The sequence below is a fragment of the Azoarcus sp. DD4 genome (assembly GCF_006496635.1).
Taxonomy (GTDB): Bacteria; Pseudomonadota; Gammaproteobacteria; order Burkholderiales; family Rhodocyclaceae; genus Azoarcus.
Genome location: NZ_CP022958.1, coordinates 640,203 through 656,150 on the forward strand (window position 1 = coordinate 640,203; position 15,948 = coordinate 656,150).

Annotated in this window: 11 protein-coding genes; 4 read left to right on the forward strand and 7 right to left on the reverse strand. The window is 67.8% G+C overall.

Annotation, left to right across the window (positions count from 1 at the left end; translation table 11 throughout):
• The first annotated feature begins 72 nt into the window (after positions 1-72).
• The gene (locus tag CJ010_RS03105; RefSeq protein WP_205754885.1) at positions 73-1,623 is read left to right on the forward strand and encodes a DUF1302 family protein; all 1,551 of its coding nucleotides are present in this window, start codon (positions 73-75) and stop codon (positions 1,621-1,623) included.
• Positions 1,624-1,645: 22 nt separating this feature from the next.
• Positions 1,646-2,956 (forward strand): DUF1329 domain-containing protein, encoded by a 1,311-nt coding sequence (locus tag CJ010_RS03110; protein ID WP_141016682.1) that lies wholly within the window; start codon positions 1,646-1,648, stop codon positions 2,954-2,956.
• Between the two features lie 74 nt (positions 2,957-3,030).
• Here the strand turns inward: CJ010_RS03110 and CJ010_RS03115 are convergent, their stop codons facing one another.
• From CJ010_RS03115 to CJ010_RS03145, 7 genes are all read right to left on the reverse strand, one after another.
• On the reverse strand, positions 3,031-3,798 hold the full coding sequence (locus CJ010_RS03115) for a TonB family protein (RefSeq protein WP_141016683.1): 768 nt from the start codon (positions 3,796-3,798) through the stop codon (positions 3,031-3,033).
• A gap of 11 nt (positions 3,799-3,809) precedes the next feature.
• Complete coding sequence (locus CJ010_RS03120; RefSeq protein WP_141016684.1) at positions 3,810-4,193, reverse strand: biopolymer transporter ExbD; 384 nt, start codon at positions 4,191-4,193, stop codon at positions 3,810-3,812.
• Positions 4,186-4,614, reverse strand: a complete 429-nt coding sequence (gene exbB / locus CJ010_RS03125) for a TonB-system energizer ExbB (RefSeq protein ID WP_141016685.1) — start codon at positions 4,612-4,614, stop codon at positions 4,186-4,188. Before exbB ends, CJ010_RS03120 begins: the two co-directional genes overlap by 8 nt.
• A 20-nt stretch (positions 4,615-4,634) precedes the next feature.
• Positions 4,635-6,356 (reverse strand): ShlB/FhaC/HecB family hemolysin secretion/activation protein, encoded by a 1,722-nt coding sequence (locus CJ010_RS03130; protein WP_168224892.1) that lies wholly within the window; start codon positions 6,354-6,356, stop codon positions 4,635-4,637.
• 87 nt (positions 6,357-6,443) lie between these two features.
• Positions 6,444-9,821: a filamentous hemagglutinin N-terminal domain-containing protein gene (locus CJ010_RS03135; protein WP_141016687.1), complete on the reverse strand. Its 3,378-nt coding sequence runs from the start codon at positions 9,819-9,821 to the stop codon at positions 6,444-6,446.
• A 260-nt stretch (positions 9,822-10,081) separates the two neighbouring features.
• Positions 10,082-11,026 carry a peptidylprolyl isomerase gene (locus CJ010_RS03140; protein WP_141016688.1) on the reverse strand — a complete coding sequence of 315 codons (945 nt, stop codon included), beginning with the start codon at positions 11,024-11,026 and terminating at the stop codon, positions 10,082-10,084.
• A gap of 149 nt (positions 11,027-11,175) precedes the next feature.
• Positions 11,176-12,312, reverse strand: coding sequence for a hypothetical protein (locus CJ010_RS03145; protein ID WP_141016689.1), 1,137 nt, complete (start codon positions 12,310-12,312; stop codon positions 11,176-11,178).
• A 662-nt stretch (positions 12,313-12,974) separates the two neighbouring features.
• Here CJ010_RS03145 and CJ010_RS03150 point away from each other — a divergent pair.
• Both CJ010_RS03150 and CJ010_RS03155 read left to right on the forward strand, forming a co-directional pair.
• Positions 12,975-14,699, forward strand: coding sequence for a GspE/PulE family protein (locus CJ010_RS03150; RefSeq protein ID WP_141016690.1), 1,725 nt, complete (start codon positions 12,975-12,977; stop codon positions 14,697-14,699).
• Complete coding sequence (locus tag CJ010_RS03155) at positions 14,692-15,930, forward strand: type II secretion system F family protein (RefSeq protein ID WP_141016691.1); 1,239 nt, start codon at positions 14,692-14,694, stop codon at positions 15,928-15,930. The genes CJ010_RS03150 and CJ010_RS03155 overlap by 8 nt, the downstream gene beginning before the upstream one ends.
• Positions 15,931-15,948 lie beyond the last annotated feature (18 nt).

The following is a 15,948-nucleotide window of genomic DNA, read 5'->3' on the forward strand; positions in this document are numbered from 1 at the left end:
TGACCACTCCCGGTGCCTCTGCGCCGGGGGACGGGGACGTTTTATCCACAACTACAGAAGCGGAGGTGACAGATGAGATTCAGCAACAGGCGTGCGCTCGCCGCGAGCGTGGCCGTCGGCTTGGGCTTGATGTGCAAGTCCGGCCTCGGGCTGGCCGCGGATGGCGACAGCGACGACAACGGCAACTACTTCCAGCTGGGCGGCTACGTCCGCGGCTGGGCCGCTTTCAACCTGCAGGACCAGCCCGAAACCGACAGCAATGACCGCGGCAAGGCCTCGATGCTGCGCGGTTCCATCCTGCTCGATGCCGATGCCCGCACCGGTCCGATCAAGTGGAAGGCGGTCGGCCGTCTGGACCGCGAGGTCAAGACCTCCTACCTGGAGGACCTGGAGGATCTGCGCAAGACCAACGGCACCACCGGCGGCGACCACAGCAGCATCCTGAACAACTACAACAATGAAGACCTGCGCGAGTTCTGGGGCGAATTCAAGGTCGGCGACCGGACCACCTTCCGCCTCGGCAAGCAGCAGATCGTGTGGGGCGAGTCGGACTTCTTCCACGCGATGGACGTGGTGCACGGCTACGACCTGAGCTGGCGGCTGTTCTTCGAGGGCGAGAACGAGGAATGGCGCAAGCCGCTGTGGCTGGCGAGCGTCAAGGTGGATGTGCCCGAGGCCGACGGCCAGATCCATGCCTATCTGCGTCCCGGCATGGACAGCTGCAAGGATCTCGGCAACACCTACGACGTGGCTGGCGGCCGCTGGTTTTTCCAGCCCTACCGCGGCTTCGACCTGACCGCGGTGACCACGCTCAACTGTGACCACCCCGATGCCGACAAGGACGACTGGACCGGCGGCATCCGCTGGTCGGGCACCGTCGGGCCGCTCGATTATTCGCTGGCCTACATCAAGGCCTTTGCCGCCGACCCGGTGGCGAACTCGGTGTTCGCGCCCTACAAGCAGGCGCCGAAGGGCCCGCTGTTCGACCTGATCCATCCCAAGATCGACGTCTTCGGCGCCACCCTGAGCGGCTACTCGGCAACCTTCGACACGGTGTTCAGCGCCGAGATCGCCTACACCAAGGACCAGCCCTACAACGTCGGTACCGGTGCGCTGACGGCGCCGTCGCAGGGCGGGGCGGCGGGCCTGGGCCTGGGCGGCATCAAGCTCAAGGACACGATCACGACGATGCTGCGGGCGGACAAGAACCTCAACCTGCAGAACCTGCTCGGCACCAACCGGCCGTCGTTCTCGTCGGTGCAGCTGTTCGACGTGTGGGTGCGCGACTACAAGAAGTCGGATGACCTCGTCCGCCTTTTCGCCTACGGCGCGCCGCTGCCCGAGCACAACACCATCCTGACCGCCTTCACCGTTCTCAACTACAGCGGCGACACCATCAACCCCGGCCTCGCGGTCGGCTTCGACCTGTCGAACGGCGGCGGCTTCGCCATCCCGAGCGTGGAAGTGGCGCTCGGCGACAAGTGGCGGATGAAGGCCGAGGCCGACCTGTTCTGGAACAACGGTTCGGCGAAGTCCCTGTTCGACCCCGAGCGCTCGGCACAGCTGTTCGGCTATTTCGCCAAGAACAACCAGCTCACCCTTCGTTTGACACGGCAGTTCTGACCTGAAAAGAGGAGACACAAGCATGGAAACACTGAACAAGGCCAAGCGGCCGGCCGGCAAGCAGGTGCTGCAGTCGCTGGCGGTCTGCATCGGCGTCGGCCTGAGCGGCCAGCTGCACGCGGGCGAGCTGCAGGCCGGCTTCGTCATCAGCAAGGACAACTACGACAAGATCAAGGGCGAGACCTTCGAGGGCAAGACCATCGCCAGCATGGTTCCCGACAAGCTTGAAGCGATGATCAAGAACTTCGGCCTGACGATCAAACTCGCGCATTCCAAGCCGATCGAGATGGATGCGAAGTACGTCGCCGCGACCCGGGAGTACGCCAAGAACGTCAAGTTCGATCCGGCCACCCGCACCATGAGCGACTGGAAGGCCGGCATGCCCTTCCCGCCGGAGACGATCAAGCTCGACGACCCCAATGCCGGGGACAAGGTCATCTGGAACCTGCGCGCAGCCACCTACGGCGCCACCATGGACCTGCGCGACATCTCCTTCGTGTTCATCAGCGGCGCCACCGGCGTCGAGCGGGTGCAGCGCTGGCAGTCGCGCCGCTACTACATGGAAGGCCGCCTGGACGGCGGACCGATGACCGAGGGCGACGGCGACATCGCGCAGAAGACCTACCTCTTCGCCACCAGCCCGCAGGACATCCGCGGCCTGGGCACCTTCTCGATCCGCTACAACGACCCGACCTCGGCCAAGCCGGACGACACCTGGGCCTACCTGAAGTCGGTGCGGCGCACGCGCCGCCTGTCCGGCGGCGCCTGGATGGACCCGATCGGCGGCACCGACCAGCTCTATGACGACTGGGACATCTGGGACGCCTTTCCGACCAAGTACCGCAGCAACAAGCTGGTGGGCAAGCGCTGGGTGCTGGCGGTGGCGCACAGTCCGCTGGTCAGCGTGGATGGCAGCAAGCGCGACACCCCGGCCGAATTCCCGTCGGTCGGGCTGACCGAAGCGCCCTACTTCTTCCCGGCCAAGCACATCGAATGGGAGCCGCGCGAGGTGTACGTGGTGGAAGGCACGCCGCCGCCGGAGCACCCCTACAGCAAGAAGGTCGTCTACATGGAAGTGGCCTTCCCGCGCCCCTACCTGGGCGAGATGTACGACCAGAAGGGCGAATTCTGGAAATACATGATCTTCCAGAACCGCCCGGACATCGGCGACGACGGCTACAAGGCGGTGATGCCGGTGGTCGGCCACGTCATCGACGTCAAGCGCAACCACTCCACCACCTGGTCTTCCAACATGAAGGCCAACCCCAAGGGGGTGAAGGAAAGCGACGTGTCGCTCAGCAAGCTGGAAGAGGTGGCGACCGGCGGGAAGTAAGCTTCGGGCGCACCCCGCATGTCCGGCCCCGCGGCGACGGAAGGGCCGGGCATGCGGCGCGGGCGGCGTCGCGGTCAGCGTTCGCGTGCGAACGCCACCGCCATGGTGATCTCCATCTGCTTCGGCGGCCGGTCGAAGGGCGAACTAGCCAGCGCCGCGCGCAATGCGTTGTCGTCGAGCACCGGGTAGCCGCTGCTCCTGTGCACCGCGAGCGAACCGGGCAGGATCTCGCCGTTCTCGGCAAGGGTGAAGCGGATCACCGGCGAACCCACGTAACCGATGTCGCGCGCTTCCGGCGGATAGACCAGGTGCGTCTGGATGGCGCGCCGCAGGCCGCCGAGGTATCTGCGCATCTGGTCGGCCGGGTCAGCGATCTCGTCCTGCGGCCGCTGCACGGTTTGCTGGTTGCGGTTCTGCAGCGCATCGGCGCCGGCGGCGACGATCGGTTCGGTGCTCGGCGGCGCGGGCGCCGGCGTGGCGGCCGATGCCTGGGGCGGGGGCGCGTCGGGGGGCGCACTGGGCGCTTCCGCCTGTTTCACCTTGACCGGGCTGGCGGCGGCGGGGGCGGGCGGTTTGCGCTCGGCCTGCTGCCGGGGCGTCGGTGGCGGCGCCTGCCGGGGCTGGGTGACCGGCCGCGGTGTCTCGCCTGCCAGCTGCGGGGTCACCTGACGTTTGCTTACCATGCCGAATAGTTCCACGACCAGCTGCTCGTGCCGCGGCGCCGGTTGCAGCCAGTCGCCCGTCAGCCAGGGCAGGACGAGCGCGCCGTGCACCGCCAGCGAGAACACGAGGCCCTGCGCCAGCGTGAAGCGGACGGCTGGCAGCCCGGGTGCCGGTGCCATGCCAGCCGCGTTCACGATGTGCCCGCCTCGGTCTGCACCGCCACCTTGGCGAAGCCGAGCTGCTTGAGCACGTCGGCCACGTCGATGAAACGCTGCAGCGCCACCGCCTTGTCGGCGCGCAGCAATACCGGCGTGTCCTTGTTCATGCCGCCCAGTCGGGTCTTCAGGGTGTCGGTGCTTACTGCCTCGCCGGCGAGGTAGACCGTGCCGGCCGCGTCGATCTCGATGGTCTCGGTCTGGCGCGTGTCCGGTTCGCTCGCCGTCGCCTGCGGCAGGTTCACCGGGATGCGGCCACTGGCGATGAAGGAGGACGTCGTCAGCACGATGGTCAGCAGCACCAGCATGATGTCGATGAAGGGCACCATGTTCATGCTCTCGAAGCCCTTCTCATCCATGGGCGATCTCCCACTCCAGCAGCATCACCTTGGCCTTGCGCTGCAGCAGGTTGTAGAGCGCCACCGCCACCAGTGCCACCGCCAGCCCCACCGCGGTGGCCTTGAGCGCCAGCGCCAGGCCGGTCATGATCTGGGCGGTGTCGATGGCGGCGTTCTGGCCCATGCGGTAGAAGGTGAGCATGATCCCGAAGACCGTGCCGAGCAGGCCGAGGTAGGGGGCGTTGCTCGCCACCGAGGCGATCACGAAGAGCTTGCGGGTGAGCGCCAGCTCCAGCGCCTTGATGTCGTCCACCTGCCGGATGTCGACGCTGCGGTAGTACAGCAGGCGCTCGACGCCGATCGCCACCACGATCACGCTCAGCACGCCGAGCAGTCCGATCACGCCGTAGTCGATCGCGCCGGCCAGCCATTCCATGTTCATGTCGTTCTCCTTGTCAGATATCAAAAGACCATGCCCAGCTGCAGCAGCACGCGAGTCCTGTCGTCGCGCGCGACGGCGTCCGGCCGCGCGCCCACGCCACGGGCAACCTGGACGCCGCCGAACAGTGACCGGTAGCTCGCGTAGTAGCCCAACCCGACGTCGGACAGGCGTACGCCGTTGGTGTCGGTGTAGTCGGCCTTCTGCTGGTGGATGCGGCCGGTGTCGGCGAAGAGGCCGACCGAATGCGTCAATCCGGCAACGGCGGGCAGCAGGTAGCGCAGTTCGGCGCCCAGCAGGTAGCCGTTGTCGCCGCTCACCGTTTCGCGGTAGGCCTTGACGCCGTTGGAACCGGAGATCGTCATCTGCTCGCTGGTGTCGAGGTTCTTGTCACGCAAGGCCTTCTGCAGGCCGAGCGAGGCACTCAGGCTCCAGTCGCCGCCGAGCGAGAGGCTGCCGTTCAGCCCGAGGTTGAAGCGGCCGTAGTGGCCGACGGTGTCGGCGCCGGCGGCGTTGAGCGCCTTCTGCGCAGCGTCGGTGATGTCGAGGTAGCCGTAGGCCAGGCCGGCCGTCACGCTGCTGTAGCCCTGTCGACCGAGGAGACTGCCCCAGGCCTCGTGTTGAAGGGTGAGCGTGCCGACCTTGGCCTTCTTCGGGATGGCCGTGTCGAGCGCGTCGATTTCGTCGCGCATGCGCTTGGCCGCCAGGCTGAAACCCAGGGACAGGTTCTGGCCGCGGCTGCGGACGACCGGGTAGCTCAGGCCGGCTTCCACGGTATGGGCGGTGCCGGTGGCTTCGAGCTCTTCGTAGTCGTCGCCCAGTTCGTAGGTCGTCTTCGACACGGCGATTTCGGCGCGCAGGCCGTTGGCCATCAGCGGCACGCCGTAGGCCAGGCGGCCGTTCACCAGGCCTTCGCCCTGCGCGCGGGTGCCGGAGAGCGATAACCGGTCGGCGATGCCGAGCGGCGAATTGACGTCCAGCCCGGCGCGCAGCCGGTTCTTGCCGGTGTAGCGCGAACCCTGGTTGTCGGCCAGCACGTAGCCGGCGACGGTGGGATCGGCGTCGACCTCCACGTCGAGGTCCGAGCTGCCTTGCGCCTGGCCGGGGGCGATGCGCAGCCTGGGCAGTTGCGCGCCCGGCATGTCGGCCACGATCAGCATGGCGCGCTCCAGGCCGTCGCGGGTGATGGCCTCGTCGCCCTGCACACCGGCGAAGGCGCCCTGCACCAGGCCGTCGCGCACCAGAGATTCGTTCCTGAAGGTGAAGCGGCCGTACCGGCCGACCAGCACGCGCAGCGTCAGCGTGCCCTCGCTCGCGTCCTGGCGGGGGACGTAGGCGCGGGCGACGAGGTAACCGCGTTCGCGGTAGAGCGCGGTGATGCGCGCGGCGGCGGCTTCGATTTCGCCCAGTGTCAAGGCGCGTCCGGCGTAGGGTCCGACCGCGGCCTGCAACTCGGCCTCGGGGATGAAGTCCGCGCCCTCGAAGCGGAACGCGTGCACGGTCAGGGTTTCGCCGGCCGGCAGCGCCATCGGGCGCTCGTCCTGCTGCTGCTCGATCGACGGTACCGGTGCCTCGCGCGGTGCCGGCGGGCGCGGCGGCTGGGCCTCCTTCATGGCATCGCCGATGCCGTAGCCGGGCGCCGGCGGGGTCTGGGCGTAAGCGGCGGCGGCCGTGGTCAAGGCCGATGCCGCGATGAATGCGCGCAGGGTTACCGGCGCGGATGGGGTGGGGCGTGGTGTATTCATGAGGATCACGTGGGCTGAGGGTGCGGAACGGCGCGGCGGCACCCCGGAGGGCGCCATGACGCGCCTTCCGGGACGCCATCGGCGGGTTTATTGGGCGGACTGCCCGGGGCGTTGGGCGGGGAGCCTGTCGTCTTCCCCGCCGTTGCCGTCGAGCTGATAGACGACGCCGCCGACCTCGATGCTCTGGATGTCGGCGGAGAACTCGCGGGCATCGGCGAAGGCGATGTTGCCGTCCAGTGCGGCGCTGGGGCTGGATGCGCGGGGCGCGCCTGCGTTCGGCGCCGGCGGACTTGTGCGCTGCGTGTCGGCGACGGTGCCGGCGGCGCTGCGGGTGCCGGTATCGGCACGTGCCTGCAGGGCGGCGAGGGCTTGGGCCTCGGCGGCGGCCTGTGCGGCGGCTTGTGCGGCGGCTTGTGCGGCGGCTTGTGCGGCGGCCTGTGCGGCGGCCTGTGCGGCGGCCTCGGCAGCAGCCTGTGCAGCGGCCTCGGCAGCAGCCCGTGCCGCGGCTTCGGCAGCAGCCCGTGCCGCGGCTTCGGCGGCCGCACGCGCCGCGGCTTCGGCGGCCGCACGCGCCGCGGCTTCGGCCGCGCGCGCGGCCAGTACTTGGTCGATGGTGCCGTCCAGGTAGTACCTGATGTCCTTGAACTGCTCGCCTGTCAGGCCCTGTACGTCGTCACCCCCGCGCGCCGGGCCCCCGTAGTGGCTGCTGTTGGTTTCGGCGTTGTAGTAGCTGTTGATGATGTTCCGCATGCCGCCCCCGACCAGCCCGCCGACCCACTCGCCGGCGCTGCCGCTGGCAGTGCCGGTGGCGTAGGAGTCGATGATGGTGCCGGTGCCGGAACCGACGAGGCCGCCGACATCGCCGAAGCCTTGCACGTTGCCGGTGGCGTAGGAGCCGCTGATGACAAGGTTCTGCTCGCCGCCGAGGCTGATCTGGGCGCCGCCGAGCAGGCCGCCAACGGAATGGGAGTGCGGGGCGTAGATGTTTCCGGTGGCGTAGGAGTCGGTGATGGCGCCCTGGGAGTCGATTCTCATCATCCCGACCAGGCCGCCAATGGCGTTGACGGCGGGCGAGGAGGTCGACAGGACCCGCACGTCGCCGGTGGCGAAGGACTTGGTGATGTAGGCATTCACATTGCTATTGGCTGCGCCCACACTCCCGATCAGGCCGCCCACCCCCATGTACTGACCCGCGTCGCCCTGCCAGGTTGCCGTGACATCGCCCGTCGCATAGGTGTTGGTGAAGTAGAGCGTGGGTACCAGATTGCCCGCGGCCCTGCCGACCAGCCCGCCGACATTGATCGAACCCACCACGTCGCCGGTGGCAAAGGCGTTGACGAGATACTGGGTAGAGCCTTTGCTGCCGTTGAACTGGCCGATCAGCCCGCCGACTCCTCCGTAGTCGGTCGAACTGGTCGTGGTGACGTTGCCCGTCGCATAGGAGTCGAGGACATCGGAGGCGGTTGTCTGCCCGATCAAGCCACCGCTTGCGCCGCTGCGTGCGATTACCTCGCCGCTGGCATGGGTATATTGGACGGTATTGCCATTGGAGGTTCTGATGAGGCCGCCCGCACTCAGACCTGTCACCGTGGCGGTGGAGAACAGCTTGCTTTGCGTTCCGTAGGTAACCGTCCCAGCCAAACCGCCGGCGGAACTCGCGGACGAGACGCTCCCGGTGCTGTAGGCGTTGTGCAGGGAGGTGTAGGTGCCGCTGCTGACCAGCGCCGCGGCGGTACCGCTGGCGGCGCTGATGTCGACCCGGGTGAGCCCGATGTCGCGCAGGGTGACCGGTATGTTGGTGTTGCCGGTGTAGCCGAACAGGGCGGTATTTGCGGGCCCGTTGGTGGCGATCTTCAGGTTGTCGATGACGTGGCCGAGGCCGGTGAACACGCCGCGGAAGCTGGATCCCAGCGCTAGCCCGACGAGGGAGTTGAGATACGTGGTACCCGCTGCATCGAGGTCGGTCGCCAGCGCGTAGAGGCCCGAATTGATCACCGCGGTTCCGGTATTGGTGACCGCGTTGTAGCCGTCGATCGCATCGAGCTGGGCCATGCTGTGGATCAGCGTATAGGTCTGGCCGTTGATGGTGAGGCCGTCGGTGTTGGCGGCGTTGGAGAATGTGACGCTGCCATAGACGCCGCCGCTGGTGTCCTGCCTGGCCACCGGAATACCGTCCGCATCGAGCACGGTGCCGCTGTAGCTGGCCTTGGTGCGGATGTTGTAGTCGCCGCCGTAGTTCAGCACCAGGCCGGCATCGGCGCCGCTGGCGGTGATGGCGTTGTTGATGTTGATGTCGTGGGCGGCAGTCAGCGTCAGCACGCTGTCGCTGCTCCAGGTGACGGCGTCGTTCACGTTGATGTCGCCGCTGCTGCCGCTCGAACCGGCCGCCGAGGCGATGGTGATGTTGCCGCCGCCGAGCAGGCTGGAGAGCAGCGCGCCGGTCATGTCGCCCCCGCTCGCCGCGATGGTGAAATCCACCGGATCGATCAGCCAGGTGCCGTGGCGCCCGGCGCTCGCCCGGGTGGTGATCTGCGCGCTGTCGGCGATCTTCACATGGTCGCCGCTGGTCTCGACGAAGCCGCCGTCGCCGCCGGTGGGGGCGGAGGCGTCGAGCGTGCCGTCGATGTGGGCGGTGCCGCCGTAGGCGTAGGCGACGATCTCGCCCTTCAGCTCGCCCAGCGTGCGCGCCTGCACGATGCCGCTGTTGTTCACCTGGCTGCCGAGCAGGTCGTCGGCCGCCTTTGCGGTGAGGAAAACCCGGCCGCCGTCGGCGTAGATCGCCTGGCGGTTGTCGACCAGCGCATCGAGCGCGCCCTGGTCGAGGGTGACGCCGAGCAGCGCGTCGCCGGCGAAGTCCAGCGTCACCTTGCTGCCGGCGGCTAGCGCCGCGGTGCCGCGGGTGGCGACGACCACGCCTTCGTTGATCGCCTGCCGGCCCAGCAGCGCCACGTAGCCGCCGTCGGCCGCGGTGATGGTGCCGCGGTTGATCACGCTGCCCGACCCTGCGCCGCGGAATACGTAGTTGCCCGCCTCGAAGTCCTCGTCGCGGATGTCGAGCGTGCTGGCGACCAAGCCGCCGACATTGACCTGGCTACCCTTGCCGAACAGCACGCCGGCGGAGTTGATCAGGAAGACCTTGCCGTTGGCGTTGAGCGCGCCGGCGATGACGCTCTGCTCGTTGCCGACCACGCGGTTGAGGGTGATTGCGCCGGCGCCGGACTGCTGGAAGTTGACCGTCTCGCCCGCGCCGATGGAAAAGCCCTGCCAGTTGATCGCCGCCTTCTGGCTGCCCTGCGCGATGGTGGTGGTGGTGCCGGCCTGGCCGATGGTGGCGGTGCCGCTGGTGACGATGCCGCCGCTTGGGGCGGCAACCGCCAGTGGCGGACAGAGCAGGGCGGAGATGGCGAGTGCGAGCGGGGTGGGGCGCGCGCGGTGGCGCGGTGTGGCGGTGAGGCGGCGGGACATGGAAGGACTCCGGATGAATGGCGGTTTTTCTATGTACTAATGTACATAAGCAAACCGCATGCCGACTGCATTCCGGAGATTGTTCAAGCCAGGGAAGGTGGGGAGGAGTGGCGGTTTATGTCGGGTGTGACTGGAGCGCGTAGGTCATCCGACATTTGTGGTGTCTACTACATAGATAAATATCGGCGCGCTGAGGAGGAGTTGCGACTCGCTTTCGGGCCATGGAGCGGCACGCCCGGCAGCCAGCCGGGCGCGGCGACCTAGGGAGTGCTTTGAAGCAGGTTGGCGAGCAGCTTGTCGTCGATCAGCACCTGCTGCTTCGGTGCCATCACCTCCAGCAGTTCCCGCTCTTTCCGGGTCTTGAGTTCGGCACGCATCGCGGCGCGCAAGGTCGGGGCGATCTCTGCCAGCGTCGGCGCCCGCTCGGGCTGCTTCTGCAGGAGTTTGAAGATGAACAGGCCCTGCGCGGTTTCGACGGGCTCGCTGACCTCGCCGACGGCCAGCCGCGCGACGACCTTGCCGGTGGCCGGGCGCATGCCGGACAGCGGCATCGGCGGCAACTCGCCGCCGTTCGGGGCACTGGCGCCGTCCTGCGAATGCTCGCGCGCGAGCGCTGCGAAATCGCCGTTCCTGGCCTGCTGGGCGATGCGCTTCGCCTCGGTGCGGATTTCGTCCATGGAGTGGCGGCTGCCCTTTTCGGGCCGTTCGAGGAAGATCTGCGCCAGCTGGTAGGTAGCCGGAATCGGGGGCGGTGCGCTCATCTTCGCGAATGCGGCCGACAGCTCCGCCTCGCTCGGATAGTTGTCGGCTAGCCGGGTCCGTTCGCGCAGGTAGCTCGCGCCGACGATGCCGTCGGACACCTTGCGCACCGCTTCCCGAACCTGGGCCTGCACCTCCGATTGTTCCGCCCATTTCTCTTCCCGCGCCTTGCGCGCGAGCACCTGCATCGCCAGGTTCTGCCACAGCAGTTGTTCAAGCGCGGCGCGCTGTTCCTGCAGGTCGGCGCGCTGTGCGGGGGAAAGCCGCTGCAGCATGGCGAGGAAGTCCCGACTGCTGACGGTGGCGTCGCCGAGGCGGGCCAGCGCCTGCTCTTCGGCGGCGATTGCCGGGGCGGGTGGGGAACAGAAGACCAGGGCGAAGGCCAGCAGGGCCGCGGGCTGGAGTCTGCGAAATATCGGCTTCGATTGCGTGGGACTGCGCGTCATGGACGTTCCTGTGCGGAGAGGAAGGGGGCTGAAGGAGGCGCGGTGGGGAAGTGGGAGCGCCGCCTTCCGGCGGCGCTCCCGTGGAACTTACGAATGCCGGGGGCAAGCCCCGTCAGGCCCGCCGACCGGTGCGACGGGCGCGGCTTGCATCAGATCGAGCCGTAGCCGTTGGCGGCCAGCCAGGCGTTCCAGGACTGGCCGCTGCCGAGGTAGGCGTTGGTGGTGCCCGGCGAACCGAGGTTCATGAAGCTCCACAGGCTGGAGGCGGCGGTCTCGTTGGCGTTGCTGGTGCCGTCGGTGGCATCGGTCTCGAGCAGGATGCCCCACTGCGGAACCGGGTAGTCCGGGAAGGTGATGTATTCCGGCGAGCCGCCGAGATCCAGCACCTGCGCCCAGGACACGAAGCCGGCGACGATGCCGCTGGTGCTGCTCTGGGTCGCCTGCAGGGTCAGGTCGATGTTGTCGTACTGGCAAACTCCGATGTCCGAGCCGCTTCCCGTTGCGCCGCATGAGGAGCTCCAGTTCGATCCCTTGTTCACGGTCGAATTTATCGCGACGGGCATAGCGGCCAGGATATCCAGTGCTGCCTGGCCATAGGGCGCAGGCGTCGGATTGCCGATCGCGATGGGGGTCATCAGGCTCGGATAGTTCAGGGTCACGGTACCGGTTCCGTCCAGCGGATCTCCGTAGTAGTAGCCCTCCACCTCGCTATCCATGTCAGCGACGACCAGATCGTAGGCGTCGTAGGTGGGAGTCTGGTTAGGGTTCAGCAGTAGCGCCGGCACGCCGTTGGCGTATTTCTGCTTGGAGCCGATGGTGAAGTTGGTCGAGTTGTTGGTGTCCCGATAAACCAGATCGGCCGGCGCCTTTTCATTGGCCGCGAGCAGCATGCCGTACTTGTAGCTGATACCGGACGACAGCCATTCGTTGGACGAAGACGGATGGGCGCTGTAAGTGGTGCCGTTAACCGTGAGGCTGCTCGTCAGCCCCATGATTTCGCTCATCAGGTGTCCGGTGGCGTTGTGGCAGACACCGATGACCTTGCCGTTGCCCGGCGCGCCGGACTTGGTGTAGTCCTGCAGCAGCCGCTTGGCGGGGCCGTAGAAGTTGGAAGCCACCGCGATGGTGGTGTCGGGCGTCGAGTAGCTGCCGGAGGTGACGGCGGTGACGGTGCCGCCGGCCACGGTGGAGCACACCGTGTCGGCGGCCCAGCTGCCGGAGGATGCCAGCGCGCAGAGCGTGGCGGCGAAAAGCACGGAGGGTTGTTGCTTAACTCGGAAGTGCATTGCAAAACTCCTGTTGCTTGCGGTTGATTGATATGACGCCTGAACGACACTGCTAGGTCGGGAGGCTTGGCCTCCCGTTCCTTTCCACCTGCGAAAGGACTCGGTTCGGGCGGCGGAGCGGCGCCGCGCGAGTGTTCGCGGAAGCGGCGCTCCGTTGCCCTGGATGCATGACAGATGCGCGCCGTGCGTGCATGGCAGCGGCTGTCGATCGACGGCAGCTTGCGGCGTGGTGCTGCGCCGGCTGTTTCTATATATGTAGCTATATTGATTTTCGGACAGCAAATGCCATGCCATTGGCAATTGCTCTGTCGGTGGGAATAGCGCTTCCTGCCTTCGGAAGCCTTTTTAGAAATGACGGCTGGGTGGATCGCCAAGGTGTTGAAGGCGCGTTTCGCAAGGACGTAGCGCTCGTTCGGGATAACGTTATGTTGTTAACTATACAAATAAGACAAACGGATTGTTTCGATGTCATGAACTGAACACCCCGGCCGGAGCCGGGCGGCCGTCATCAGGTCGCGTCCCCGGTGAAGTGCTCGCGCCGCGAAGGCGCCGGACTGCCGCGGCGGAGGCCCGGGCCAGGGGTATGAAGCTGGCTTGAAAGTTGCGAATGGAATGTCGTCACTTGACTGCAACCCGTAGAACTCCAGCACTCCGGCCGCTACATGAACGACGACAGCTCCCTCTTATCCAGCCCGGTCGAGGCTGCCCATGGGCGGCTTGGCGAACTGCTGGTTCGCGAGGGGCGGTTGTCGGCGCGCGACCTCGACCAGGCGCTCGCGGCGCAGCGGGAACTGGGTGATCTGCTCGGGCGGGTGCTGGTGCGGCTGGGGTTGGTCTCCGAGACCGAGGTGGGGCGAGCCTTGTCGGTGCAGCTCGACCTGCCGCTGGTCCTGCCCCCGGATTACCCGGAGGCCGCACTGGATGTCCCCGGGCTGCATGCCGATTACCTGCTTGCACATCGCGTCCTGCCGCTGCGCGTGGAGGGCTCGCATCTCGCGCTTGCAATGGCGGTGCCGCAGGACGCCTTTCTCGTCAAGGCGGTAAAGCTGGCGAGCGGGCTGGAAGTGCGGCCGCTGCTGGCCATCGAGACGGAATTGCAGGCTGCGCTGGAGCGGCTGTACGTCGAACCGGCGGCGGAACCCCTGCCTGACGGCGCGCTGTCCGCCAGCGGCGACAGCGAGTTCGTCGAGCATCTGAAGGATCTCGCCAGCGAGGCGCCGGTGATCCGCCTGGTGAACCAGATCATCGGCCGCGTGATCGACCTGCGCGCTTCCGACATCCACATCGAACCCTTCGAGGACGGCTTGCGCGTGCGCTATCGCGTCGACGGCGTGATGCAGGATGGCGACCCGGCCGATCTCGCGCTGGCAGCGGCGGTGACCTCGCGCATCAAGCTGCTCGCCCATCTTAACATCGCCGAGCGCCGCCTGCCGCAGGACGGACGCATCAGGAGCCGGGTGAAGGGGCACGAACTCGATCTGCGCGTTTCCACCCTGCCCACCGTGCATGGCGAAAGCGTGGTGATGCGGGTGCTGGACCGCGCCAGCATCCGCCTGTCGCTGGAGGACATGGGTTTTTCCGCCGACACCCTGGCGCGCTACCGCGAGCTGATCGCGCGCCCGCACGGCATCCTGCTGGTGACCGGGCCGACCGGGTCGGGCAAGACGACCACGCTGTACGCCTCGCTCGCCAGGCTGGATGCCGGCGCGTTGAAGATCCTCACCGTGGAGGACCCGGTGGAGTACCAGCTGGCCGGGGTGAACCAGGTGCAGGTGCAGCCGCAGATCGGCATGGGTTTCGCGCAGGTGCTGCGCTCCATCCTGCGCCAGGACCCGGACATCATCATGATCGGCGAGATGCGCGACACCGAAACCGCGCAGATCGCGGTGCAGTCCGCGTTGACCGGCCACCTCGTGCTGTCGACGCTGCACACCAACACCGCGGCCGGCGCCATCGTCCGGCTGGAAGACATGGGGGTGGAGCGCTACCTGATCACCTCGGCGGTGAACGGCGTGCTGGCCCAGCGCCTGGTGCGCAGCCTGTGCCCGCAGTGCAAGGCGCCGGAGGAGCTCGCCGACGAGGTCCTGCAGGCCAGCGGCCTTGCGCGCTTCATGCCGGCGGGCAGCCGTACGGTGCAGCGCGCCCGCGGCTGCCCGGCGTGCAAGGGCAGTGGCTACCGCGGCCGCACCGCGGTCCACGAACTGTTCGTGCTGGACGAGGAGGCGCACCGCGCCATCCTGGCGGGCGCGGACGCCACCACGCTGCACGCGGTTGCGTGCCGGGGCGGCATGCTGACGCTGTACGAGGATGGCCTGCGCAAGGTGGCGGCGGGGCTGACCTCGCTGGAGGAAGTGCTGCGCGTGACGCAGGACCAGGGCCATGGCTGACTACGTCTATCGCGCCGCCCATGGCGACGGCCGCGTGCGCGACGGCCGTGTCGCCGCGCCCAGCCGCGAGGCGGCGCTGCGCCAGTTGCAGGCGCAGGGGCTGACGCCGCTGCAGATCGCCGAAGCCGATGGCGCCACCGCTGGCGTGGGCGTGGCCGGCGATGCACGCCCCGGCCGCCGCTTCGCACGAGACGGCGGCCTCGATGCCGCCGACATCCATGCACTCACCGGCGAACTCGCCGTCATGCTGCGCGCCGGCTTGCCGCTGGACCGCGCCCTGCGGGTGCTGCTCGACATGGCGGCCAAGCCCGCGGTGGCCGGTCTGGCGGATGAACTGCTGAAGGCGGTGAAGGCGGGCAAGGGCCTGTCGCAGGCGCTGTCGGCCCATCAGGCGGCGTTCGGCGAGTTCTACATCAACATGGTCCGTTCCGGCGAAGCCGGCGGTCAGCTCGCCGAGGTTCTCGGCCGGCTGGCGGAACACCTGGAGCGGGTGAAGGCGCTGCGCGAATCGGTGGTGTCGGCGCTGATCTATCCGGCGGTGCTGGTGGCGGTGGCGGCGGTTTCGGTGTTCCTGATGCTGGGCTTCGTGGTGCCGCAGTTCGAAAGCCTGTTCGACGACATGGGCGAGGCGCTGCCGCTGCCGACACGCATCATCGTTGCCGGCGGCCACCTCGTCGCCGACTGGGGCTGGCTGATGGCGCTGGCCGCGGCGGCGGTGCTCTGGCTGGGGCGACGCTGGCTGGCGACGCCGGCCGGACGCGGCTGGCGGGACGCGCAGGTGCTGAAGCTGCCGGTGCTGGGCGGCGTGGCGCGCAAGTACGAGGTCAGCCGCTTCGCCCGCAGCATGGGCACCCTGCTGGGCAATGGCGTGCCCATCGTGCATGCGCTGCGCATCGCGTCCGACACCATGGCCAACCAGCACCTGCGCGGGGCGCTGGCCGGCGTCGTCCCCGCGATCAAGCAGGGCGGCCGGCTTGCCGACGCGCTTGGCGGCAGCGGCCTGTTCGGCCCGCTCGCGCTCAACATGCTGCGGCTCGGCGAGGAGACCGGACGGCTGGACGAAATGCTGCTGGAGCTCGCCCGGGTTGCCGACGGCGAGGTCCAGGCCGGCGTCAAACGCGCGCTGACCCTGCTCGAACCGCTGCTCATCCTGGTGCTGGGGGCGGTCATCGCCGCGATCATCGTCTCCATCCTGCTCGGCATCCTGTCGGTCAACGACCTCGCCACGTGAGACCGCCGCGGACCTCGT

Excerpts from the sequence above, each read along its gene's own strand:
- CJ010_RS03105 (WP_205754885.1), top strand. The coding sequence starts at position 73 with ATGAGATTCAGCAACAGGCGTGCGCTCGCCGCGAGCGTGGCCGTCGGC.
- CJ010_RS03110 (WP_141016682.1), top strand. The coding sequence starts at position 1,646 with ATGGAAACACTGAACAAGGCCAAGCGGCCGGCCGGCAAGCAGGTGCTG.
- CJ010_RS03115 (WP_141016683.1), bottom strand. The coding sequence starts at position 3,798 with ATGGCACCGGCACCCGGGCTGCCAGCCGTCCGCTTCACGCTGGCGCAG.
- CJ010_RS03120 (WP_141016684.1), bottom strand. The coding sequence starts at position 4,193 with ATGGATGAGAAGGGCTTCGAGAGCATGAACATGGTGCCCTTCATCGAC.
- exbB (WP_141016685.1), bottom strand. The coding sequence starts at position 4,614 with ATGAACATGGAATGGCTGGCCGGCGCGATCGACTACGGCGTGATCGGA.
- CJ010_RS03130 (WP_168224892.1), bottom strand. The coding sequence starts at position 6,356 with ATGAATACACCACGCCCCACCCCATCCGCGCCGGTAACCCTGCGCGCA.
- CJ010_RS03135 (WP_141016687.1), bottom strand. The coding sequence starts at position 9,821 with ATGTCCCGCCGCCTCACCGCCACACCGCGCCACCGCGCGCGCCCCACC.
- CJ010_RS03140 (WP_141016688.1), bottom strand. The coding sequence starts at position 11,026 with ATGACGCGCAGTCCCACGCAATCGAAGCCGATATTTCGCAGACTCCAG.
- CJ010_RS03145 (WP_141016689.1), bottom strand. The coding sequence starts at position 12,312 with ATGCACTTCCGAGTTAAGCAACAACCCTCCGTGCTTTTCGCCGCCACG.
- CJ010_RS03150 (WP_141016690.1), top strand. The coding sequence starts at position 12,975 with ATGAACGACGACAGCTCCCTCTTATCCAGCCCGGTCGAGGCTGCCCAT.
- CJ010_RS03155 (WP_141016691.1), top strand. The coding sequence starts at position 14,692 with ATGGCTGACTACGTCTATCGCGCCGCCCATGGCGACGGCCGCGTGCGC.